The organism is Pseudochrobactrum sp. AO18b, from assembly GCF_000409565.1.
Lineage (GTDB): Bacteria > Pseudomonadota > Alphaproteobacteria > Rhizobiales > Rhizobiaceae > Pseudochrobactrum > Pseudochrobactrum saccharolyticum.
In genome coordinates this window covers 1-944 of record NZ_ANNO01000378.1, presented here as the reverse complement: position 1 = coordinate 944, position 944 = coordinate 1, and the positions used below count along the sequence as shown (strand labels likewise).

The 944-nt window shown below is 50.6% G+C and carries 1 protein-coding gene and 1 pseudogene; both read left to right on the top strand.

Annotated elements, in window-relative coordinates; all coding sequences use genetic code 11:
- The coding region (locus A918_RS22085) for a hypothetical protein (RefSeq protein WP_033316156.1) at positions 1-638 on the top strand (638 nt) is incomplete at its 5' end.
- 40 nt (positions 639-678) lie between these two features.
- Positions 679-944 (top strand): annotated as a pseudogene (locus A918_RS0114430) (polysaccharide deacetylase family protein); the annotation flags it as partial.

Genomic DNA, 944 nt, shown 5'->3' with positions numbered 1-944 from the left:
TGCTGAAAGAACGCGATCACCACAATCTTGATATTGTCGGCGCACCGGTACGTTTTGCACCGCCGGAAGGTAACTTGTCCTTCTGGCAAAGAATTGTCTGGCAAGGTGTCGATAAAGTAAACCGCAATGCTGAAAATCGCTCCATCAAAAAGCGCGATGAAGGCAAAGCCGGACAACTGAAACTTGCTACCGGCAGCTGGATGGGCAATCTCGATTTTTTCCGCTCATCTGGGTTGCGCTTTGACGCGGCTTTAGGTCAGGCCGGCGGCGAAGACTGGCAGCTATGGGCCGAGGCAAAAGCCCTTGGAGCCCAAACCGGTTGGACACCGCACGCCATTGCCTATGAAACCGTTCCCGCTTCACGCCTGAAACTGAGCTATTATTATCGCCGCAATCGCGACCATGCCAGAACTGTGCATCTGGAACGCATGAAAAACCAAAAAAACGGCACCTTATGGCGCACCTTCAAATCTGTTCTTTCGCGTGTTTATAAAGTGCTTGTCGGCAGCTTATTACTGCCCATCTATCGCGAAAGAGGCCTGCTAACGATTGCTGCGAATTTAGGCAGTCTGGTCGGTTTTATCGACGGAGCACGTGGCAAAAAATCCATGCATTATGTTGATATTGACGGCTACTGAAACCCCGTCGCACTGATCCGAAAAGTAAAAGCATTTATCTATGACAGTTCCAATCCTCGTCTACCACCACATTGCAGCTGTCGAAAGCAATGTCCCTTTTCGCAGCCTTTTTGTGCATCCAAAACGCTTTGCAAGTCAGATGTGCTGGCTGAAAAAACTCGGCTATCAGGGGCTCTCCGTGCGGGATGCCATGCCTTACATTAAGGGTGAGAAATCCGGAAAGGTTGCTGTCCTGACTTTTGATGACGGCTTCCTGAATGTGCTGGAAAATGCCGCACCGGTTCTGGCAGAATGCGGCTTCACCGC